This is a genomic window from Corynebacterium pilbarense (assembly GCF_026930265.1).
In the GTDB taxonomy this organism is placed as follows: Bacteria; Actinomycetota; Actinomycetes; order Mycobacteriales; family Mycobacteriaceae; genus Corynebacterium; species Corynebacterium pilbarense.
Genome location: NZ_JANRML010000002.1, coordinates 231,403 through 249,550 on the forward strand (window position 1 = coordinate 231,403; position 18,148 = coordinate 249,550).

The following is an 18,148-nucleotide window of genomic DNA, read 5'->3' on the forward strand; positions in this document are numbered from 1 at the left end:
GTGCATGATGGAGGGCATGACTGACACTGGGACTCACACCGCCACACCCCGCGACTGGTGGGAAGCCGCCCGCCCCCACACCTGGCCCAACGCTTTCGCCCCCGTCATCGCCGGCACCGGCGTGGCGGCCCTGACCTTGCAGGCCCACCCCGGCCGCGCAGTGCTCGCGCTTTTAGTGGCGTGGGCGCTGATCATCGGCGTGAACTACGCCAACGACTACTCCGACGGCATCCGCGGCACCGACGACGACCGCACCGGCCCGACGCGCCTGACCGGCTCCGGGCTGGCCGCGCCGGAGCAGGTGAAGCTCGCGGCGTTTATCGCGTTCGGCGCCGCCGCGGTGTTCGGCGTGATCCTGTCCGCGGTGGCGGGCGCAATGTGGCTCGTACTGGTGGGCGCGCTGTGCATCGCCGCGGCGTGGTTCTACACCGGCGGCGACAGCCCCTACGGCTACTCCGGCTTCGGCGAACTATCGGTGTTTGTGTTCTTCGGGCTGGTTGCCGTCATGGGCACCGAATACACCCAGTCCGGAATGGTGTCCTGGGAAGGCTTCCTGTGCGCGCTGGCCATCGGCGCGATCTCCGCGTCGGTGAACCTGGCCAACAACATCCGCGACATCCCCACCGATGCGGCCGCCGGCAAGCGCACACTTGCGGTGAGGCTTGGCGACGCCAACGCGCGCACCCTCTTCACCGTCCTGACGTTGTTCCCGTTCTTCATTTCAGTGGTGCTGTCGATGACCACCGTGTCTGCGCTGGCGGCGCTTGTGGCGCTGCCGCTGGCGGTGACGAGCGTGTTGAAGGTCCGCGGAGGGGCTTCGGGCAAAGAGCTCATCCCGGTGCTGGGGCTGAACGGCAAGACCATGCTGGCCTGGGCCGTGGTCACCGCGGTGGCGTTCGCGTGGTTCGGCTGGTCGTTCTGGGGTCAGTTCGGCGGTATGGGCGAGGCCGTGCCGTACGCGCCGTTGTCTTCGATGTAGTCGCAGGTGCCGATCGGGCGCGCAGGTGCCTCGTTTTCGCAATGTGGCAAATATTTGCCACATTCCCAAACGCGACCACCCCCAGCCCCGGCGATACACTCACGGGCATGCTTGACGTCCTCACCGGTTTCGCCATCATCTTCACCGTCATCGCGGCGGGGTGGTGGCTGGCCCACAAAGGCGTCATCGGGCCGGGCGAGCAGCGTCTGCAGCTCAACCGCATCGCGTTCCACGTAGCCACCCCGTCGCTGATTTTCTCCTCGGTGGCGGTCTCGGACACGGACGCGTTTTTCTCTCCGGTCATCCTGGTCATCGCCGTCGCCACGGTGGTGACCATGCTCATCTACTGGGCGATCAGCGCGGTTTTCTTCCGCCAGGACGCGGCCGAGACGATGGCGGGCGCGGCGTCGTCGAGCTACTACAACTCCGTCAACATCGGCCTGCCCATTGCAACCTATGTGCTTGGCGACGCCACCTTCGTCGTGCCCGCCCTCGTCCTGCAAATGGCGGTGCTCTCCCCCATCGTGATCGGCGGGCTGGACCGCAGCTCCTCCGGCGTTGCCAAGTCCGTGCTGTCCGGGCTGACCGCGCCCGTGGTGGTAGCGGCGTTCGCGGGCTTCGCCGTCTCCGCGGCCTCCTGGACCGTGCCGGAGCCGGTGTTGGCGCCGCTGGAGATCCTGGGCGGGGCGTCCATCCCGCTGATCCTGATGAGCTTCGGCGCGTCACTCACCGGCGAGAAGGTGCTGACAAGCCACCGCGGCCCCACCATCACCGCCACCGCGTTGAAGCTGGTGGGCATGCCGGCGGTGGCGTGGATCGTCGCAAAGCTTCTGCACCTAGGGCCGGAAGAGATGTACGCCGCGCTGATCCTGTGCGCGCTGCCCACCGCGCAGAACGTGTACAACTACGCGGCGACGTACCGCTCGGGTGAGGTGATCTGCCGCGACACGGTCTTCCTCACCACGTTCCTGGCGCTGCCCGCGATGCTGCTCATCGCCGGGGTGTTCTAGGTGCCTTCGCTTGACGGAGCGAGTGGAGTGGTTCACACTTTGGCAATGACCAAGGCGCGGAAAACAGTGGCCGCCGTGTTGCTCGCGGTGGTGGCGGTGTTGGGCGGATGCTCGTCGACAGGCGGCGCCCCCCGCAACGAAAACGGCGGCGGCACGGCGGGCGGTGTGGACACCCCGCGGTACGTGGTGGCGATGGTCACCCACGGCGCGCCCGGCGACACCTACTGGGACCTCGTGCGCAAGGGCGCCGAGGACGCCGCGAAGAAAGACAACATCGAGCTGCGCTACTCCTCCGACCCGCAGGCGCCCAACCAGGCGAACCTCGTGCGCTCCGCGGTGGACGCGGGCGTGGACGGCATCGCCGTGACCATGCCGAATGCGGAGGCGATCGGCCCGGCGGCGCGCGACGCCGTGGACCGCGGCATCCCCGTGGTCGGCCTCAACGCCGGCATGACCGCGTACCAGGACTACGGGATGACCGGCTTCTTCGGCCAGGACGAGACCGTCGCCGGCCGCGCCGCTGGCGAGCGTCTCAAGGAGGAAGGCAAGAAGAAGGTGCTGTGCGTGATCCACGAGCAGGGCAACTCCTCGCAGGAGGCGCGCTGCGCCGGTGTGCGCGATGGCCTCGGCGGCGACGCAAACGCGGTGGAGCTGCTGTACGTCAACGGCCAGGACCTCACCGCCGTGCAGTCCACCATCACCTCGAAGCTTTCCCAGGACCGCTCCTTCGACACCGTGTTTGCACTGCAGGCGCCGGTGGCAATGCGCGCCGTGGAGTCCGTGAACCAGTCCGGCGCGCAGGCGCAGGTGTCCACCTTCGACACCAACGCAGAGCTCGTTGGCGCCATCGCGGACGGCCGCGTGGCGTGGGCCGTGGACCAGCAGCCGTACCTGCAGGGCTACCTGGCGGTGGACTCGCTGTGGATTGCAAAACGCAACGGCGGCACCCTCGGCGGCGGGCGCCCCGTCTACACGGGCCCGAGCTTCGTGGACCAAAGCAACGTGGACAAGGTCGAAGAGGCCGCGAAGGCGGGCATGCGATGAGGGACGACCGCCTGAAAACCCGCACCGGGTTCGCGCGCCTGATCCGCCGCCCGGAGTTTGCCAGCCTCCTCGGCTTCATCGCCATCTTCGTCTTCTTCCTCTCCGTGGCGCCGGCGTTCCGCTCCTTTGAGGCGCTGGCCACCACGCTGTACGCCAGCTCCACCCTGGGCATTGTGGCGCTGGCGGTGGGCATGCTCATGATCGGCGGGGAGTTCGACCTCTCCTCCGGCGTCGCCGTGACCACCGCCGCGCTCGCCGCGACGATGCTGAACTACAACCTGCACCTGAACTCGTGGGTGGGCGCGTTCCTCGCGCTGGGGATCTCGCTGGCCATCGGCGCGCTCAACGGCTTTTTGGTCACGCGCACCGGCATCGATTCCTTCCTGATCACCCTGGCGGCCTTCCTCATGCTCCAAGGTCTCAACCTTGCGGTGACGAAGTTGGTCACCGGCCAGGTGGCCACCCCCACCATCGCGGACATGGAGGGCTTCCCGTCGGCCCACGCCGTGTTCGCCGGCAACTTCCACATCGGCAACGTGCGCATCTCCGTGACGGTCCTGTGGTGGATCTTTTTCGTCGCCGTGGCATCGTTCGTGCTGTTCCGCACCAAGCTCGGCGGCTGGATCACCGCGGTCGGCGGCAACCAGGATGCCGCCCGCGCCGTCGGCGTGCCGGTGCGCCGCGTGAAGATTTTGCTGTTCATGGGCATCGGCTTCGCCGCGTGGTTCGTGGGCATGCACACCCTGTTCGCCTTCGACTCCATCCAGGCCGGCCAGGGCGTGGGCAACGAGTTCCTCTACATCATCGCCGCGGTCATCGGCGGCTGCGCCATGACGGGCGGGCGCGGCACCGCCGTCGGCACCGCCATCGGAGCGCTGATCTTCGGCATGACCAACCAGGGCATCGTCTACGCCGGCTGGAACCCGGACTGGTTCAAGTTCTTCCTCGGCGCGACACTGCTGGTGGCGGTGCTCGCAAACACCTCCTTCGCCAAATACACCAAGGGGCGCTAAGTGGCTGTCATCGAACTGGAAAACATCACCAAGTCCTACGGCAGCTTCGAGGCGCTACGCGGCGTCAACCTCGCCGTGCGCGAAGGCGAAGTCACCTGCGTGCTCGGCGACAATGGCGCCGGCAAATCCACCCTGATCAAAATCCTGTCGGGCCTGCATCAACCCACCTCGGGCACCATGCTTATCGACGGCTCCGCATCCACCCTCACCTCCCCCCGCGACGCCATCAGCGCCGGCATCGCCACCGTCCACCAGACGCTGGCGATCGTCGACGAGCTCAGCGTGTGGCGCAACTTCTTCCTCGGCCAGGAACTCACCGGCGCGTTCGGCGTGCTGCGCCAGGCAGAGATGAAGCGGATCTGCTCCGAGCAGCTTCTAGAGATGGGCATTGACATCCCAGACGTGGACGTCGAGGCCGGCAACCTCTCCGGCGGCCAACGCCAGGTCATCGCCATCGCCCGTGCCGTCTACTTCGGCGCCCGCGTGCTGATCCTTGACGAGCCCACCGCAGCTCTCGGCGTGAAACAGTCCGGGGCGGTGCTGCGCATGGTCGCCGCCGCCCGCGAGCGCGGCATCGCCGTCGTGTTAGTCACCCACAACCCCCACCACGCCTTCTTGGTGGGCGACCACTTCACCATCTTGAAGCTCGGCCACCAAGAACTCGACGCGCCTCGGTCCGAGGTCACCCTCGAGGAGCTGACCCACCAGATGGCCGGCGGCGGCGAGCTGGAGGCGCTCAGCCACGAGTTGCGTCGATAAGCTAGCGCTCCGCAAGCTCCGTCTGGATCCAGTCCTTGCGCGCCGCCCGCTGGCGCTTCAGCTCCGCCACCGCCTCGTTCGCCTCCAGGCGGTGGCGTTTAAACAGCAGCATCGACAGCGGGAACGCCACAATCAGCGCCAGCAGCGCCGACATGATCACCGGCACCGGCGCGCCGATGAACACCGCCAGCAGCTGGATCACCACCGTCAGCGCAATGAACAACAGCAGGCGGTCCAAGCCGTAGATAGCCACGGCCTTGTTCGCCCGGGACTTCGCCTCCGGGTCTACCTGCGGGGAAACTTGATCAGTCACGGTTGTTCACCCTATCCGGTGGCCAAGTATGTTTAAAACCATGGGAAGGTTGTTACTCCTCGCATTGGTTGTCCTGGCCGTCGCGCTGCTCTGGCGCGCGTTCGGCCCCGGCTCCGCCGAGCGCTACGGGTCGCTGCGTGGCGGGCCGCAGCCCGGCCAGAAGCCGGAGATCAAAGGCCCTGACGACGACGAAGAGTTCCTCTGGAACATCGAGAAAAACCGGTTCAAGGAGCGCCGCGCCCGCGAAGAGGCCGAGCGCAAGCGCCGGGAGGAAGAGGAACGCCGCCGACGCCGCGGTGACAGCTAGATATTTGGGGCTAGGCGGCCCCTGTCCAGATTTGTTCACTAGCCGGGTGAACAAATTCGGGTTTTGGGCCCATTTCTCGGGGCTGCGAGCTCCATTCCCCCAGGTCGCTACCCGGTCGCCCGGAATTTGTTCACCAGGGACGAGCCTGATCGTGAACAAATTTCGGAAAGGCGCCGGGTTCCTGACAAATCACGGCAGCCGTTTGCGCCGACCTGGGCAGATAGGGCCGCTCTGACAGATTCCGCCGCGGAGTGTCAGCGGCGGGGGCGGAACGCGGCCGCGGCGAGCGGAAGAAGCCCGACCTACGCCTCGGTGAACCCGACGCGCAGGCCGAGCTCCGCCGCCACGGCGATGACCTTCTCCCAGCGCACGCCGGCGCCGCCGTGCTCGATGGTATGCAGGGTGGAGCGGGACACCCCGGCGGCGTCGGCGACGTCTTGTTGGAGGCGGCCGGTGGCGCGGCGCCTAGAGGCGATCTGCTCCCCCAACGCGATCAGCACCGGGTCGTCGCTGGCGGGTTTGCCCTGCTTGTTGCGGGGTTTGTGGTGGGCGTCGCTCATCGGCCCGCCTCCTTCCGTCCGGCTTCCTCGGTGAGCACTGCGGGCAGTTTCTCGGCCCAGGCGAGGGCGTCGCGGACGCCGTCGACAAGCGAGAGCTCCGCGGACCACCCCAAAACCGACTGGGCCTTGTCGGTGCGCGACGCGCTGCCGACCACGTCGCCGGGGCGGGCGGGGCCGGTGCGGACCTCAAGCGGGGTGCCGGTGGCTTCGCCGAACGCCTCGGCGAGCTCGAACACGGTGGTGCCCTGGCCGGTGCCGAGGTTGATCACGTCGTAGCCGGAATCCCCCACCACAGAGTCGAAGCGCTGAAGCACCGCGACGTGCGCGCGGGCAAGGTCCCAGACGTGGATGTAATCGCGCAGGCCAGAGCCGTCGCGGGTGGGCCAGTCCACGCCGGTGACGGTGAAGGGCTCGCCGGCGGCGTGGGCCTCGATCATCTTGCCCATGGCGTGGGTGGGGTGCGGGTTCTGCAGGCCGGTGCGCAGCGCCGGGTCGGCGCCGATCGGGTTGAAGTAGCGCAGCGCGACGACGCCGAGGCGGCCGGTGGCGGATTCGTCGCGAAGCACCCGCTCCAGCAGCCACTTCGACGCTGCGTACGGGCTCTGAGGATCAACCGCGCTGGTCTCGTCCACCATGTAGTCCGGCCCCGGCTCGTACATCGATGCCGTCGACGACAGCACGAACCGGCGCACGCCGTGCCGCTCGAGCACGGACAGCAGCGTGATGGCCTTGCCCACGTTGTTGTCGTAGTACACCAAGGGCTGCTCCACCGACTCGGGCACGACGATTTTGGCGGCGCAGTGGATCACCGCGTCGATGTCCGGGTGGTCGGCGAGCACCCGCTCCAGCAACGCCTCGTCGGCGACGTCGCCCTCGTAGCAGGCGAAGCGCTGGCCGAAGACGCGCAGGCCGGTGGAAAAATCGTCCACAATCACCGGGGTGATCCCGGCGTCAGCGCAGCAGGACGCAATAGTGGAGCCGATGTAGCCGGCCCCGCCGGTAATCAGAACCTTCACTAGTTCAGCCCCGCGTAGGAGTGCAGGCCGGCGATCACGGTGTTCACGTACGTCATGTTAAAGATCGTCATGGCCATGGCGAAGACGTTGATCCAGGCGGCCGCGGCGGACTTCCACCCGGCCGTCGCGCGCGCGTGGAGGTAGGCGGCGTAGAGGATCCAGGTGATCATGGAGACGGTTTCCTTGGCGTCCCAGCCCCAGAAACGGCCCCAGGCCACCTCGGCCCAAATCGCGCCGAAAACGATGCCGATGCCGAACAGCGGCAGGGTCACCACCGCGGTTTTGTACGCGATCTGGTCCAGCGTTTTCGCGTCCGGCAGCGGGCGGAGGATCGCACCCAGGAATCCGTGTTCTTCGCCGCGCGGCTGGCGCATGCGCAGCAGGTACAGCAGGGCGAACGCGCCGGAGACCAGGCCCACGGACGCGCCGATGGACACCGTAGACACGTGCACTGGCATCCAGTAGGACTGCAGCGCGGGCACCACGGGCGCGGCCTGCATGTGGAACACCGTGGAGTTCAAGAACATCGCGATGACCATGGGGAACAGCAGCCACGGCCACACGGTGTGCCAGTTTTTGCGCTGCACCACTACGGCGGCGACGACCATGATCACGGCGGTCATGAACAGGATGTACTCGTACAGGTTGCCCAGCGGGAACCGCCCGGCGGCGAGCCCGCGGGTGACAAACGCCACCAGGTGCAGCGCCACGCCGACCCAGACAAGCGCCTGGGTCATGCCAGCCCATTTGCGGGCGTTGGCGATCATGTCCTCGTCGGACTTTTGCTTCTCGACGACCTCCGGTCCCCCAGCGCCAACCAGCACCTTCTGCTCCGCCAGGGCCTCGCGGCGCGCCTCGATGACGCTGTTGACGCGGCCGTAGTAGATGAACGCCAGAATCAGCGCCACGATGTAGACGATGAACGCGGTGCGGAACGTCAGGTCAGACAGCTCCGCCATGGTTGTGTTGACGAGCATGCCCTTAACCTACTCCACTAACCAGTGTAATCAAAGGTCATAGGGGTTGAACTCCCCCTGCTCGCCCTCATCGTCATCGGGTTCGAGACCGAGGATGGCGGCGGCGATGTCATCGAATTCGCGGCCCCACCCGGCGCGGTCGGTGCGGGCGAGCCCGGCGATTTCGACTTGGGTGACGGGCCCCTCCCCTACGTCCGAGGTCCCCGGCCGCAACCTGACCCAGATACGCCGGCGCTTGATCGCCAGCGAGCCAGCCAGACCCGCGAGCATCACCGTGGACGCGAGCAGCGCCCACACCTGCGTCGGGTCGCGGGAGATTTGGTAGTTGGCGTATTCGGCGGCGCCATCGAAACGCACCTTCACCTCGCCGTCGCCGGTGTCCACGGTGGCGACGGAGCCGGGGGTGAGCTGGACGCGGGCGACTTTTTCCAGGCGTCCGTCGGCGACCAGGGACTGGTCCAGCACGAAGATGTTTTGCGGCCGGCCGGTGTCCAAGCCGGCGTCGCCGACGTAGACGTCCACGGACACCGCCGGGTCGTCCATGGAGGGGAACGCTGACTGCAGCTGGTCGCCGTTCGGCCCGGCCCAGCGGGCGGTGGGTGCGAAGTTGCCTTCGATGGCGATCTGGTGCTGGCGGCGCTCCGCCAGGTCCGGGTACATGCCGGCGGGCGGGTCGAAGCGCATCACGCCGGAGGACAGGAACGTGAACACGTCGGTGGGCCGGAACTGCATCATCTGCGTGCGGGTCTCCCCGTTCGGCCACGTAATGGTTACTTGCGGGGCGAAGCCGTGGCCCTGCAGGTAGACACGGTCGCCGCCCACGCGCAGCGGGTGGTTCACCGCCAGGCTCGTGGGCGTCCACTCCTCCTGCGGGACCGTCAGGTCGTCGGTGTAGGTGATGTCGGAGGAGAACTCGTTGGCCTGGCCGTTATTCAGGTAGGTGGCCGAGAAGTTCTGGGATTCGAAGCAAAACGGGGTCAGGCCGGTGCCGTCGAAAAGCGGGCCTGCCCGGAAGACGTCGAAGTTGGCGGGCGAAGTGTTGCAGAACACCCGCGACTGCTCCACCGGCACCGCGGATTCGGCCTCCGAGTTGGTGACCACGATGACCTGGCCTTCATAAAACACCATGCGGCCAGCCACGAAGGTGAGGATCATGGCGACGATGCCGATGTGGAAAATCAAGTTCATCAGCTCGCGCGTGTAGCCGCGCTCGGCGGAAATCGAGTACGCCCCGGCGCGGTCCTCGTCCGGGGTGTAGGACGCCACGTGCCAGCGTTTCAGCTGCTTACGCAACTGCTTCTCGACGTCCTCCGGCGCCCCCGCAACCTCCCCCTCCACGTGGTGCGGCATGCGTCCCAAGTACTTGGGCGCGCGCGTCGGCTTGGCCTTGTAGGCGCGCCAGTGGTCGATGGAGCGCGGGATGATGCAGCCGACCAGGGAAATGGTCAGCAGCAGGATGATGGCGAGGAACCAGGTGGACTGGAAGACATCGAAAAGCTGCAGCTTGTCATAGATCGGGCCGGTGGTGGGGTTGGCCTTGAGGTAGTCGTCCACCAGCGAGGACGACACGGTGCGCTGCGGCAACAATGCGCCCGGGATGGACGCCACGGCAAGCACGAACAGCAGCATCAGCGCGGTGCGCATGCTGGTGAGCCAGTGCCACGCCTTTTTCAGCCAGGTCTGTGCCGTCTTCATTTAGATGATCGTCCCTCCGAATCCGTCGACGAGTTGGCGCGACCAACCGATAAACACGTCCCAGGCGCCGGTGAGCAGCATGATGCCGACAACGATCATGGCGATGCCGCCGGCGATCTGGATGCCGCGGGAGTGGCGGCGCAGCACGTCGATACTGCGCACGGCCTTCGACGAGCCGAACGCGACAAGCAGAAACGGCAAACCCAGCCCGATGCAGTACGCGATGACGAGCACCACGCCGCGCGCCGCGGTGAAGCCCTGAGTGCCCACGGACACCGAAATGATGGCGGCCAGCGTGGGCCCCAGGCACGGTGTCCAGCCGAGTGCGAAGATCCCGCCGAGCAGCGGCGCGCCGATGATGGTGGTCCACTTTTTCGGCTGGAAGCGGGTGTCCTTCTGCAGCGCGGGCACGGCGCCCATGAACACCAGGCCCATGAGGATGGTGACCACCCCGCCTATGCGGGTGAGCGTCTGCGCGTTGAGCCTGATGGCGCTAACCGCGCCGAACACCGTGACGGTGGCAAGCAGGAACACCACGGTGAACCCGGCGATGAACAGCAGGGCGGCACCGGCAACCGCCCAGTGTTTACGGGACACGCGTGCGCCCTTTTCATCCAGCGTCATCTCCCCGCCGACCACGCCTGTCAGGTAGGAGATGTAGCCCGGCACCAGCGGGATCACGCACGGGGAGGCGAAGGAGACTAACCCGGCAACCGCGGCGGCGAGCAGGCCGAGCAGCAGCGGGCCGTCGGCGACAAGATCGGCGAAGCCCACCTAGGCCTCCCCGTCGAGGCGGTCGATGACCTCGAGCAGATCGTCCGCGGTGATCTCACGGAGGAACACCGCAGCCGGGCGGTGCTGCTTGTCAAGCACGATCGTCGTCGGGATCACCGAGGACGGCACGCCGCCGAGGTGCGCCGCGGTTTTAAACGGCGGGTCGTAGATCGACGGGTAGGTCACGCCGTTATCCGCCAGGAAATCCCGCGCGATCTGCGGATTCGGGTCGCGGACGTTGATGCCAAGCACGGTGCCGGAGTTCTGCTCCTGCAAATGCTCGTGCACCTGCTGCAGGTCGTCCACCTCCGCGCGGCACGGCGCGCACCACTGGCCCCACGCGTTGAGCACGACGATCTCGCCCTCGAAATCACTCAGGGCGATGGTCTGGCCTTCGTCGAGAAGCGATTCGCCCTCGAAGCCGGCCAGGGGCTTGCGGTCCGCCTCCTCGTAGAAGATTTCAGTCTGCCCGCCCGGCGAGTGGAACGCGAAGTTGCCGCCGTTGTCCGCGCCGGAGCAGGCGGTCAGCAAAAGCGCGGCCGCGCAAAGCGGCGCGGCGAAAAGCTTGCGCATAGTACCTCTCAAATGTGCTGGGCAGGAGTGCTGTAGGCCCAGTCAACAACACTGTCGCCGTCAAACACAAGTGAGGTCACGCTGGCCAGGTCGCAGTTGCGGCTCGCGTGCGCCAGGCGCTTGCCCTGCACGTGGCGCTGCACCATCACAATCGGCAGCTGGTGGCTGACCATCACAGCCTCGTGGCCCTGGGCCTTGCTGCGGGCGTCCTCGACCGCGGACCACATGCGCTCGAAGATCTCCTGGTAGGGCTCGCCCCAGCTCGGCTCGAGCGGGTTGGTCATGTGCCGCCAGCGGATCGGGTTGATCAGCTGCGAGCGCCACCCCTTCGTGCGCAGGCCCTCAAAGGTGTTGCCCGCCTCCAGGACGTCCTCGCGGGTATCCACCTCGCAGCCGGTGACCTCCGCGATCGGGCGCGCCGTTTCCTGCGCGCGCTCCAGCGGGCTCGCCGCCAGATAGACCACGTCGCGGCCGCGGAAGAACTTCGAGGTAGCCACGGCCATGGAGTTGCCGCGGGAAGACAGGTGGTAGCCCGGCATGCGCCCGTAGAGGATCTTCTTCGGGTTGTACACCTCGCCGTGTCGCACCAGGTGCACCGTTGTCTTCGTCATCTAGGCCTCCGCGGGTTGCGCCGCAGCGGCGGCCTTCGCGGCGCCGCGCAGTGCGTCCTCGATGCGGCCGAAATCCTCGTCCGTCAGGGCGGTGGAGACGAACCAGGTCTCAAACGCGCTCGGCGGCGCGTACACGCCAGCGTCCAGCAGGGCGTGGAAGAACGGGGCGTAGCGGAACGTGTCGGCGGCCTGCATGTCGGCGAAGTTGTGGCCCTCGCCCTCACCGAACCGGATGGACAGCATGGTCGCCGCGCGTTGGATGTGGTGGGTGACGCCTTCGGCCGTCAGGGCGTCGTGAAGCAAACGCTCCAGAAGGTCGGCGTTCTTGTTCAGCGTCGGGTAGATGTCCTCGCTCGCCAGCTCCAGCGAGGCCAGGCCGGATGCCATCGCCACCGGGTTACCGGACAGGGTGCCCGCCTGGTAGACGGGGCCGTTCGGCGCGAGGTGCTCCATGATGTCGCGGCGGCCGCCGAACGCCGCCGCCGGCAGGCCGCCGGAGACGACCTTGCCAAAGGTGGTCAGGTCGCCCGCGACGTTGTCCACGCCGTACCAGCCGGCATACGAGGTGCGGAAGCCCGTCATCACCTCGTCGAGGATGAGCAGTGCGCCGTTGAGATGCGCGAGCTCCTTGAGCTTGGCGTTGAAGTCGTTGCGCGGTGCGACGGTGCCCATGTTGCCCGCGGCCGCCTCCGCGATGACCGCGGCGATCTGGCCTTCGTTCTCGCGGAACGCGCGCTCCACGGCCTCGATGTCGTTGTACGGCACCACGATGGTGTCCTGCGCCTGCGCGCCAGTCACGCCCGGGGAATCCGGCAGCGAGAACGTGGCGATGCCGGAGCCCGCGGACGCCAGCAGCGCGTCCACGTGGCCGTGGTAGCAGCCCTCGAACTTGATGATCTTCGGCCGGCCCGTGAACCCGCGCGCCAGACGCACCGCGGACATGGTGGCCTCCGTGCCGGAGTTGACCATGCGCACCTCCTCCACCGACGTGCGCTTGACAATGTGCTCCGCGATCTGGATCTCCGCCTCCGTGGGCGCGCCGAAGCTCAGGCCGTTGTGCAGGGCTTTCTCCACCGCCTCGACGATCTTCGGGTGGGCGTTGCCGTGCACCATCGGGCCCCAGGAGCACACCAGGTCCACGTACGAGTTGCCGTCCACGTCCACGAGCTGGGAGCCGTGCGCGCTCTGGATGAAGCGGGTTTGCCCGCCCACCGAGCCGAAACCGCGCACCGGCGAGTTCACGCCGCCCGGGGTGGTTTTCTGCGCCCGCTCGAACAATTCGTGCGAGCGCTGGGTGTTAGCTGAAGTCGGCTTTTCCGCAGTCATGGTTGTCTATCCTAGGGCATATGAAAATCGCGTTTTTAGGCCTCGGTCGCATGGGCACGGAGCTCGCGCTCAAGCTCGTCGACGACCACGAACTGACCGTATGGAACCGCACCGCAGAGAAGACCGAGCCGCTGGTCTCGCGCGGCGCTACCGCCGCCTCTACGCCCGCGGAGGCGGTCGAGGGCGCCGAGCTGGTGATCACCTGTCTGTTCGGCCCCGACGTCGTCCGTGAGGTGGTGATCGAACCCGGGCTGATCCCCGACGGCGTGACCTGGGCCGACGCCACCACCATCTCCCCCGCCGACGCCGCCGCCTTCGCCGACGCCGTGCCCGGCTACGTGCACACCCCGGTGGTCGGCTCGCTGCCGCCCGCGCGCGCCGGCAAGCTCGGCGTGTACGTCGGGGGCGCCGATGCCTCTCGACGCTCTCAAGTCGCCGACGTCATCTCCCCCTGGGCCGCCGCCAACCCTTCACGGCTCAAGGAAGTGGACACCGCCGCCGGCGCCGCCGTGGGCAAACTGCTTGCCAACCTCGCCCTGGCCGTGACCATCGAAGGGTTCAAGGAGGCGCTCTACCTGGGCGAATCCCAGGGGTTGTCGCAGGAGCAGGTGGTGGACATGCTCGGCTCCACCGGCCTTGAGTTCATCGTGAACATGAAGTCACCGTTCCTTTTGGGCGAGCGCTCTACGTCGCCCGGCGACTTCACCGCCGACGCCATCGCCAAGGACGCCCGCCTGATGCTCGCCTCCTCGGACAAGGACCTGCCCGCGGTGCGCGCCGCCTTGGCGTCGCTGGAGGCGCAGCAGGACGCCGGCCGCGGCGACGAGGACTTCTCCACCGTCGTGGTCAACCGCTAGCGGCGGGCCCGACACTTCGCGGCGGAATCTGTCAGGCCCCCTTCGCCCACCGACGCGAAAGTCGAGTACGGGAGGTCGAGTCCGGGCCTAAAACAGGGTGTACTCGACCTCTGCCGCTCGACTTTTGGCGGCTCCGCCCGGCCGGCCTACCGCCCGGCCTCGAGCTCGTTGCCCACCACCTCGGGCTGCACCGTCGGCTTCTTCTTCCCCTGGTTGCGGAAGATGCCGTAGAACACCACCACCAGCAGCGCGATGGCGATCCAGTTGGCCACCTTGGCGTACTGCTCCAGCACCATCACCACTGGCTCGCCGATCCACCAGCCCAGGCCCAGGTAGAGGAAGGACCAGATGGTTTTGGAGATGAAGTCCAGGACCATGAACTTCCACAGCGGCATCCCGGTCATGCCCATGAGCACGAACACCACGAACGCGATCGGCAGCGGGATGGGCACGTAGGCGAGGAAGATGCCCAGCCAGCCCAGCTTCACGGCCCACTTCTCCACGCGCTCGATGTTTTTCGCGGCGCGCGGCGAGTTCGCGGCCTGTACGTCCAGGATCCCGCGCCCCCAGAGTTTGCCGGCCCACCAGTAAATCCAGTCGAACTTGATGTTCACGATCGACCCGATGAGCAGGAACAACAGCCAGTGCGGCGCCTCCCCCACCGCGGCGAGTGCACCGGTGGACGCGGCGCCGACGCGCGAGCCGGTCAGCGCCAGCATGATCGGCGGGTCCAGGCCCAAAAGCCACGCCCGCAGCGGGATCATGGCCAGGCCGAAGATGCCGACGAAGCCGAACCAGCCCAGGCACCAGTAGTCAGCCTTGGTGGGTTTGCTGTTCCAGGGCAGGCCTTCTTCTTCCCACCACTCCTTCTCGGCGGTGGTCTCGCGTGGATCCGCGTGTTCTTCCATAGGTGATCAACCTAGTGCACATCCGCCCGCACCCCCTACCCAAGCGGACGACAGCGTGCTAGCGTTTTGCTAGCAAACGTAACCGTCAAGGAGGCCGAAAATGACAGCACCTCAGAAAGAACGGAAAACGGCCACTCTGACCATCCGGGGGCTGGATGTCACAGTCAAGGATCAGATCCAGCGCCAGGCGAAGCAGAATGGCAGGTCGATGGAGGCACAGGCCAGGAGCATTCTTGAGGACGCCGCATTTCCAAGCAAGAACAACGCCCTCGTCGCATACCCAAAGGGCGATCCCATTTCGGCGCTGCATTTGTCCGATCAAACACAGCGTCGGCTGGAGGACCAAGCTCAGCAACGAGGGCATTCGGTGGCCGATGAAGTTCGCGCGATCCTTGACAGGGGAACACGCCCCGTTGACGCTGGCCGGATCATCTACGAGCTTTCAAGGGAATACGGCGGTTTCGATGACTTTGAGCCCCCAAAACGCACCGGCAGCCGTGACCTCCCGGATTTCTCATGATCATTCTGGATACGAATGTGTTGTCGGAGCTAATGAAGCCCCGGCCGGATAAGCGGTGCGTCGACTGGCTAGACACGGTCGTGGACGAGAAGTGGACCACCTCAATCGCAGCGGGCGAGCTCATGGCCGGCGTGGCTCTGCTCCCGCCGGGTCACAAAACTGAACGGCTCGCAGCGGTTGTTACTGCGACGCTCGACGAGCTGTTGCTGCGAGGCGCCGTTTTGGACTACGACTTCATCGCTGCCGCTGAGTTCGGCCCGGTCAAAGCCGCGCGCAAGGCGGTGGGCAGGCCAATTCAGGACGCAGACGCGATGATCGCCGCTATTTGTCGCACCCACAACGCTCCCCTGGCCACTCGCAACGTCAAGGATTTTGAGGGCACAGGGGTGGAACTCATCAACCCGTGGGTTTAGGGCTTTTGCTTATCGACGGCAGCTGCCGCCGCAGCCCTCGCATCGGCGATAACTGCCGGCACGCCGACCCCACCGGCCCACGCGCCGGTGAGGGAGATGTGGGAGGCCTTTGGTTCGTCGTTAAGCAGGCTGCGCACCTTGGCCACGGTGGCGAGGTGGTTCTCGTCGAAGCGGGGCAGGCCGCCGAGCCAGCGTTGGACGTAGATTTCCTCGAGGCCGGCGGCACGGCCGTCGAAGCCGGTGATGGTTTTGAGGTCGTCGAGGGCCCAGTCCACGAGGTCGTCCTCGGTGGCGGTGATGGCGACGTTGTCGCCGTAGCGGCCGAAGCTGGCGCGCACCAGTGCCCCGCCGCGCTCGGCGAGGTGCGGCCACTTGCGCGAGGAGAACGTGAACGCCTTCGCGTGGACGTCCTCGGCGCCGGTGGACACGAGGACGCCGGAGTTCTGCGGCAGGCCCTCGTCGGTGGCAAAGCGCATGCCCACCACGGCGGAGTTGGCGAGCTTCACGGTTTTCAGCGCCTCGGAGGCCGCAGGCGCGACCTCTTTGAGCAGCAGCGCCGCGGTGGGGGCGGGCACGGCGAGGATGACGTGGTCGTATGCCTTGTCCTCGCCGCCCTTGAGGCGGTACTTCGGTGCCTCAGCTGAGCCCTCGAGGCTGATCGCAGAGATGAACGCGTCGATGTAGATGTCCGCGCCGGATTTCTCGGCGAGCGTCTCGTAGACCTCCTGGTAGCCGTCGCGGAACGTCTTGAACACCGCGCCCTGGCCGGTGGGCATCTCGCGGCGGGAGCGCTCCAGGTTGGCCACGGCGGTGGACAGGTGGACTGGCCCGTCGACGGCGAGGCGGTCGAGCTCCTCCGCCAGCTGCGGGATGGTCGCGCGCACGCCGAGGTCGTCGGCGGTGCAGGAGTACACCCCGCCGAGCAGGGAGGAGACGATGTTGTCCACCACTTCGTCGCCGTAGCGCTCGCGCACAAGCTTGCCGACGTTGACGTCGCCGCCGACCTCCCAGTCGAAGCCTTCGCGCTCGGCCTCGGTGTCGATGCGCTGCGCGGTGTCCTCGCTGACCAGGTGCTTGACGGTCTCGGACGTGGACGGGATGCCCATCACGCCGCCGGTGGGCAGCCCGCGCGCCTCGCCGTCGACCCACACCAAAGAGCGCAGGCCGGACGGTTCCACCAGCGAGTCGGCCAGGCCGAGCTCGGTGAAGAAGTCCACGGCGTCCTGGCGGCGCGCCATGAACGCCTCGGCGCCCATGTCGGTGGGGCCGGCCTCGAAGGCGACGGTGTGGAGCTTGCCGCCGAGGCGGTCGGTGGCCTCGTAGACGTCGACCTTCAGGTCGTCTTCTTCCCCTGCGCGGGCGGAGCCCGTGCTGCGAAGTTCGTACGCGGCGGTCAGGCCCGCAAGTCCTGCGCCGATGATGGCGATGTTCATTAGCTCTCCTCGTGGATGATGCGCACGGCCTCGGTGACCGCGTCCGCGTCGGTGGTGGGCAACACGCCGTGGCCGAGGTTGAAGATGTGCCCGGTGGCGTCGCCAGCCTTGATTGCCCGCGCGGCCTCGGCCTTGATGCGCGCGACCTCGCCGCGCACCACGTCAGTGCCGGCGAACAGCATGGCCGGGTCCAAGTTGCCCTGCAGCACGCGCGGGGAGGCGAAACGGGTCGCGGCCGTATCCAGCGGCACGCGCCAGTCCACGCCCATCACCTCGCTGCCGGCTTCGGACATCGCGCCGAGCAGTTCGCCGGTGGCCACACCGAAGTGGATGCGCGGGATCTCGCCCGCGACGGATTCGAGGATTTCCACGGAGTACGGCAGCACGAATTCGCGGTAGTCGGCTTCGGTGAGGAACCCCGCCCAGGAGTCGAACAGCTGCATCGCGTCGATGCCGGCCTCGACCTGCGTGCGCAGAAACGCGATGATCGTGGGCACCAGGCGGCGCATCAGCGCGTGCCAGGTCTCCGGTTCGGCGTGCATCATCGCCTTGGTCTTCTCGTGGTTTTTGCTCGGCCCGCCCTCGATGAGGTAGCTGGCCAGGGTAAACGGCGCGCCGACGAACCCGATCAGGGCTTGGGTGTCGCTTAGTTCGTCGAGGATGATGCGGATGCCATCGGCCACGGCGGCGACTTCGTCGTCAAGCAAAGGCAGCTTCTCGACGTCACTCCGCGACCTCACCGCCTCCCCCATGACCGGACCACGGCCGGGCACGATTTCCACGTCCACACCCGCGGCCTTGAGCGGGACCACGATGTCGGAGAACAGGATCGCGGCGTCGACGTCGTGGCGGCGCACCGGCTGCAGCGTGATCTCCGCGAGAAGTTCCGGCATGAAGCACGAGTCCAGCATGGGGATGCCTTCGCGCACTTTGCGGTATTCGGGCAGGGAGCGGCCGGCCTGGCGCATGAACCACACCGGGGTGCGCGAGGGGGTGCGGCCGTGAGCCGCCTCGAGCAGGGGGGCGTTGGTAAGATCGCGTCTGGTCATGGCACCCAAGC

21 protein-coding genes are annotated in these 18,148 nt (G+C 67.0%); 9 read left to right on the plus strand and 12 right to left on the minus strand.

Annotation, left to right across the window (positions count from 1 at the left end):
* Positions 1 to 7: 7 nt before the first annotated feature.
* The 5 genes from NUW87_RS03040 to NUW87_RS03060 all read left to right on the plus strand — a co-directional run bounded on the left by NUW87_RS03040 (position 8) and on the right by NUW87_RS03060 (position 4,805).
* On the plus strand, positions 8 to 979 hold the full coding sequence (locus NUW87_RS03040) for a 1,4-dihydroxy-2-naphthoate polyprenyltransferase (protein WP_269027232.1): 972 nt from the start codon (positions 8 to 10) through the stop codon (positions 977 to 979).
* A 107-nt stretch (positions 980 to 1,086) separates the two neighbouring features.
* Positions 1,087 to 1,989 (plus strand): AEC family transporter, encoded by a 903-nt coding sequence (locus NUW87_RS03045; protein ID WP_239217565.1) that lies wholly within the window; start codon positions 1,087 to 1,089, stop codon positions 1,987 to 1,989.
* Between the two features lie 45 nt (positions 1,990 to 2,034).
* Complete coding sequence (locus NUW87_RS03050; protein ID WP_239217564.1) at positions 2,035 to 3,033, plus strand: substrate-binding domain-containing protein; 999 nt, start codon at positions 2,035 to 2,037, stop codon at positions 3,031 to 3,033.
* The gene (locus NUW87_RS03055) at positions 3,030 to 4,046 is read left to right on the plus strand and encodes an ABC transporter permease (protein ID WP_239217563.1); all 1,017 of its coding nucleotides are present in this window, start codon (positions 3,030 to 3,032) and stop codon (positions 4,044 to 4,046) included. The genes NUW87_RS03050 and NUW87_RS03055 overlap by 4 nt, the downstream gene beginning before the upstream one ends.
* A complete protein-coding gene (locus tag NUW87_RS03060; RefSeq protein WP_194560143.1) occupies positions 4,047 to 4,805 on the plus strand; it encodes an ATP-binding cassette domain-containing protein in 759 nt (252 codons plus the stop codon).
* Position 4,806: 1 nt separating this feature from the next.
* Here the strand turns inward: NUW87_RS03060 and NUW87_RS03065 are convergent, their stop codons facing one another.
* Positions 4,807 to 5,118, minus strand: coding sequence for a DUF4229 domain-containing protein (locus tag NUW87_RS03065; RefSeq protein WP_269027168.1), 312 nt, complete (start codon positions 5,116 to 5,118; stop codon positions 4,807 to 4,809).
* 40 nt (positions 5,119 to 5,158) lie between these two features.
* Here NUW87_RS03065 and NUW87_RS03070 point away from each other — a divergent pair, with 40 nt between their 5' ends.
* The gene (locus tag NUW87_RS03070; protein ID WP_034997834.1) at positions 5,159 to 5,425 is read left to right on the plus strand and encodes a hypothetical protein; all 267 of its coding nucleotides are present in this window, start codon (positions 5,159 to 5,161) and stop codon (positions 5,423 to 5,425) included.
* Between the two features lie 302 nt (positions 5,426 to 5,727).
* On the opposite strand, the gene NUW87_RS03075 is transcribed toward NUW87_RS03070, so the two are convergent.
* The 8 genes from NUW87_RS03075 to hemL are packed head-to-tail and all read right to left on the minus strand — an operon-like array spanning position 5,728 to position 12,957.
* Positions 5,728 to 5,985: a helix-turn-helix domain-containing protein gene (locus NUW87_RS03075; protein ID WP_194560141.1), complete on the minus strand. Its 258-nt coding sequence runs from the start codon at positions 5,983 to 5,985 to the stop codon at positions 5,728 to 5,730.
* Positions 5,982 to 7,001, minus strand: a complete 1,020-nt coding sequence (gene galE, locus NUW87_RS03080; RefSeq protein WP_269027169.1) for a UDP-glucose 4-epimerase GalE — start codon at positions 6,999 to 7,001, stop codon at positions 5,982 to 5,984. The genes NUW87_RS03075 and galE overlap by 4 nt, the downstream gene beginning before the upstream one ends.
* A complete protein-coding gene (gene ccsB / locus NUW87_RS03085; RefSeq protein WP_239217558.1) occupies positions 7,001 to 7,978 on the minus strand; it encodes a c-type cytochrome biogenesis protein CcsB in 978 nt (325 codons plus the stop codon). The genes galE and ccsB overlap by 1 nt, the downstream gene beginning before the upstream one ends.
* A gap of 30 nt (positions 7,979 to 8,008) precedes the next feature.
* Complete coding sequence (locus tag NUW87_RS03090) at positions 8,009 to 9,673, minus strand: cytochrome c biogenesis protein ResB (protein ID WP_269027170.1); 1,665 nt, start codon at positions 9,671 to 9,673, stop codon at positions 8,009 to 8,011.
* The gene (locus tag NUW87_RS03095; RefSeq protein WP_269027171.1) at positions 9,674 to 10,447 is read right to left on the minus strand and encodes a cytochrome c biogenesis CcdA family protein; all 774 of its coding nucleotides are present in this window, start codon (positions 10,445 to 10,447) and stop codon (positions 9,674 to 9,676) included. It lies immediately after the preceding gene.
* Complete coding sequence (locus tag NUW87_RS03100) at positions 10,448 to 11,020, minus strand: TlpA family protein disulfide reductase (RefSeq protein WP_269027172.1); 573 nt, start codon at positions 11,018 to 11,020, stop codon at positions 10,448 to 10,450.
* 8 nt (positions 11,021 to 11,028) lie between these two features.
* Positions 11,029 to 11,631, minus strand: a complete 603-nt coding sequence (locus tag NUW87_RS03105) for a histidine phosphatase family protein (RefSeq protein WP_269027173.1) — start codon at positions 11,629 to 11,631, stop codon at positions 11,029 to 11,031.
* Complete coding sequence (gene hemL, locus NUW87_RS03110; protein WP_269027174.1) at positions 11,632 to 12,957, minus strand: glutamate-1-semialdehyde 2,1-aminomutase; 1,326 nt, start codon at positions 12,955 to 12,957, stop codon at positions 11,632 to 11,634.
* A gap of 20 nt (positions 12,958 to 12,977) precedes the next feature.
* Between hemL and NUW87_RS03115 the strand changes: the two genes are divergently transcribed.
* Positions 12,978 to 13,814, plus strand: coding sequence for an NAD(P)-dependent oxidoreductase (locus NUW87_RS03115; RefSeq protein WP_269027175.1), 837 nt, complete (start codon positions 12,978 to 12,980; stop codon positions 13,812 to 13,814).
* Between the two features lie 146 nt (positions 13,815 to 13,960).
* Here the strand turns inward: NUW87_RS03115 and NUW87_RS03120 are convergent, their stop codons facing one another.
* Positions 13,961 to 14,722 carry a DedA family protein gene (locus NUW87_RS03120; protein WP_269027176.1) on the minus strand — a complete coding sequence of 254 codons (762 nt, stop codon included), beginning with the start codon at positions 14,720 to 14,722 and terminating at the stop codon, positions 13,961 to 13,963.
* Between the two features lie 100 nt (positions 14,723 to 14,822).
* Here NUW87_RS03120 and NUW87_RS03125 point away from each other — a divergent pair, with 100 nt between their 5' ends.
* Together NUW87_RS03125 and NUW87_RS03130 are read left to right on the plus strand one after the other, a co-directional pair.
* On the plus strand, positions 14,823 to 15,242 hold the full coding sequence (locus NUW87_RS03125) for a FitA-like ribbon-helix-helix domain-containing protein (protein WP_269027177.1): 420 nt from the start codon (positions 14,823 to 14,825) through the stop codon (positions 15,240 to 15,242).
* Complete coding sequence (locus NUW87_RS03130) at positions 15,239 to 15,655, plus strand: type II toxin-antitoxin system VapC family toxin (RefSeq protein WP_269027178.1); 417 nt, start codon at positions 15,239 to 15,241, stop codon at positions 15,653 to 15,655. The genes NUW87_RS03125 and NUW87_RS03130 overlap by 4 nt, the downstream gene beginning before the upstream one ends.
* Here NUW87_RS03130 and NUW87_RS03135 read toward each other — a convergent pair.
* Both NUW87_RS03135 and hemE read right to left on the minus strand, forming a co-directional pair.
* Complete coding sequence (locus tag NUW87_RS03135; protein ID WP_269027179.1) at positions 15,652 to 17,088, minus strand: protoporphyrinogen oxidase; 1,437 nt, start codon at positions 17,086 to 17,088, stop codon at positions 15,652 to 15,654. The genes NUW87_RS03130 and NUW87_RS03135 overlap by 4 nt on opposite strands.
* Positions 17,088 to 18,137, minus strand: a complete 1,050-nt coding sequence (gene hemE, locus NUW87_RS03140; RefSeq protein ID WP_269027180.1) for a uroporphyrinogen decarboxylase — start codon at positions 18,135 to 18,137, stop codon at positions 17,088 to 17,090. Before hemE ends, NUW87_RS03135 begins: the two co-directional genes overlap by 1 nt.
* Positions 18,138 to 18,148 lie beyond the last annotated feature (11 nt).

Coding starts and splice junctions, on each gene's coding strand:
- NUW87_RS03130 (WP_269027178.1), top strand. CDS start 15,239: ATGATCATTCTGGATACGAATGTGTTGTCGGAGCTAATGAAGCCCCGG.
- NUW87_RS03045 (WP_239217565.1), top strand. CDS start 1,087: ATGCTTGACGTCCTCACCGGTTTCGCCATCATCTTCACCGTCATCGCG.
- NUW87_RS03125 (WP_269027177.1), top strand. CDS start 14,823: ATGACAGCACCTCAGAAAGAACGGAAAACGGCCACTCTGACCATCCGG.
- hemL (WP_269027174.1), bottom strand. CDS start 12,957: ATGACTGCGGAAAAGCCGACTTCAGCTAACACCCAGCGCTCGCACGAA.
- NUW87_RS03120 (WP_269027176.1), bottom strand. CDS start 14,722: ATGGAAGAACACGCGGATCCACGCGAGACCACCGCCGAGAAGGAGTGG.
- NUW87_RS03115 (WP_269027175.1), top strand. CDS start 12,978: ATGAAAATCGCGTTTTTAGGCCTCGGTCGCATGGGCACGGAGCTCGCG.
- NUW87_RS03055 (WP_239217563.1), top strand. CDS start 3,030: ATGAGGGACGACCGCCTGAAAACCCGCACCGGGTTCGCGCGCCTGATC.
- ccsB (WP_239217558.1), bottom strand. CDS start 7,978: ATGCTCGTCAACACAACCATGGCGGAGCTGTCTGACCTGACGTTCCGC.
- NUW87_RS03050 (WP_239217564.1), top strand. CDS start 2,035: ATGACCAAGGCGCGGAAAACAGTGGCCGCCGTGTTGCTCGCGGTGGTG.
- NUW87_RS03070 (WP_034997834.1), top strand. CDS start 5,159: ATGGGAAGGTTGTTACTCCTCGCATTGGTTGTCCTGGCCGTCGCGCTG.
- NUW87_RS03135 (WP_269027179.1), bottom strand. CDS start 17,088: ATGAACATCGCCATCATCGGCGCAGGACTTGCGGGCCTGACCGCCGCG.
- NUW87_RS03075 (WP_194560141.1), bottom strand. CDS start 5,985: ATGAGCGACGCCCACCACAAACCCCGCAACAAGCAGGGCAAACCCGCC.
- hemE (WP_269027180.1), bottom strand. CDS start 18,137: ATGACCAGACGCGATCTTACCAACGCCCCCCTGCTCGAGGCGGCTCAC.
- NUW87_RS03090 (WP_269027170.1), bottom strand. CDS start 9,673: ATGAAGACGGCACAGACCTGGCTGAAAAAGGCGTGGCACTGGCTCACC.
- NUW87_RS03105 (WP_269027173.1), bottom strand. CDS start 11,631: ATGACGAAGACAACGGTGCACCTGGTGCGACACGGCGAGGTGTACAAC.
- NUW87_RS03040 (WP_269027232.1), top strand. CDS start 8: ATGGAGGGCATGACTGACACTGGGACTCACACCGCCACACCCCGCGAC.
- NUW87_RS03100 (WP_269027172.1), bottom strand. CDS start 11,020: ATGCGCAAGCTTTTCGCCGCGCCGCTTTGCGCGGCCGCGCTTTTGCTG.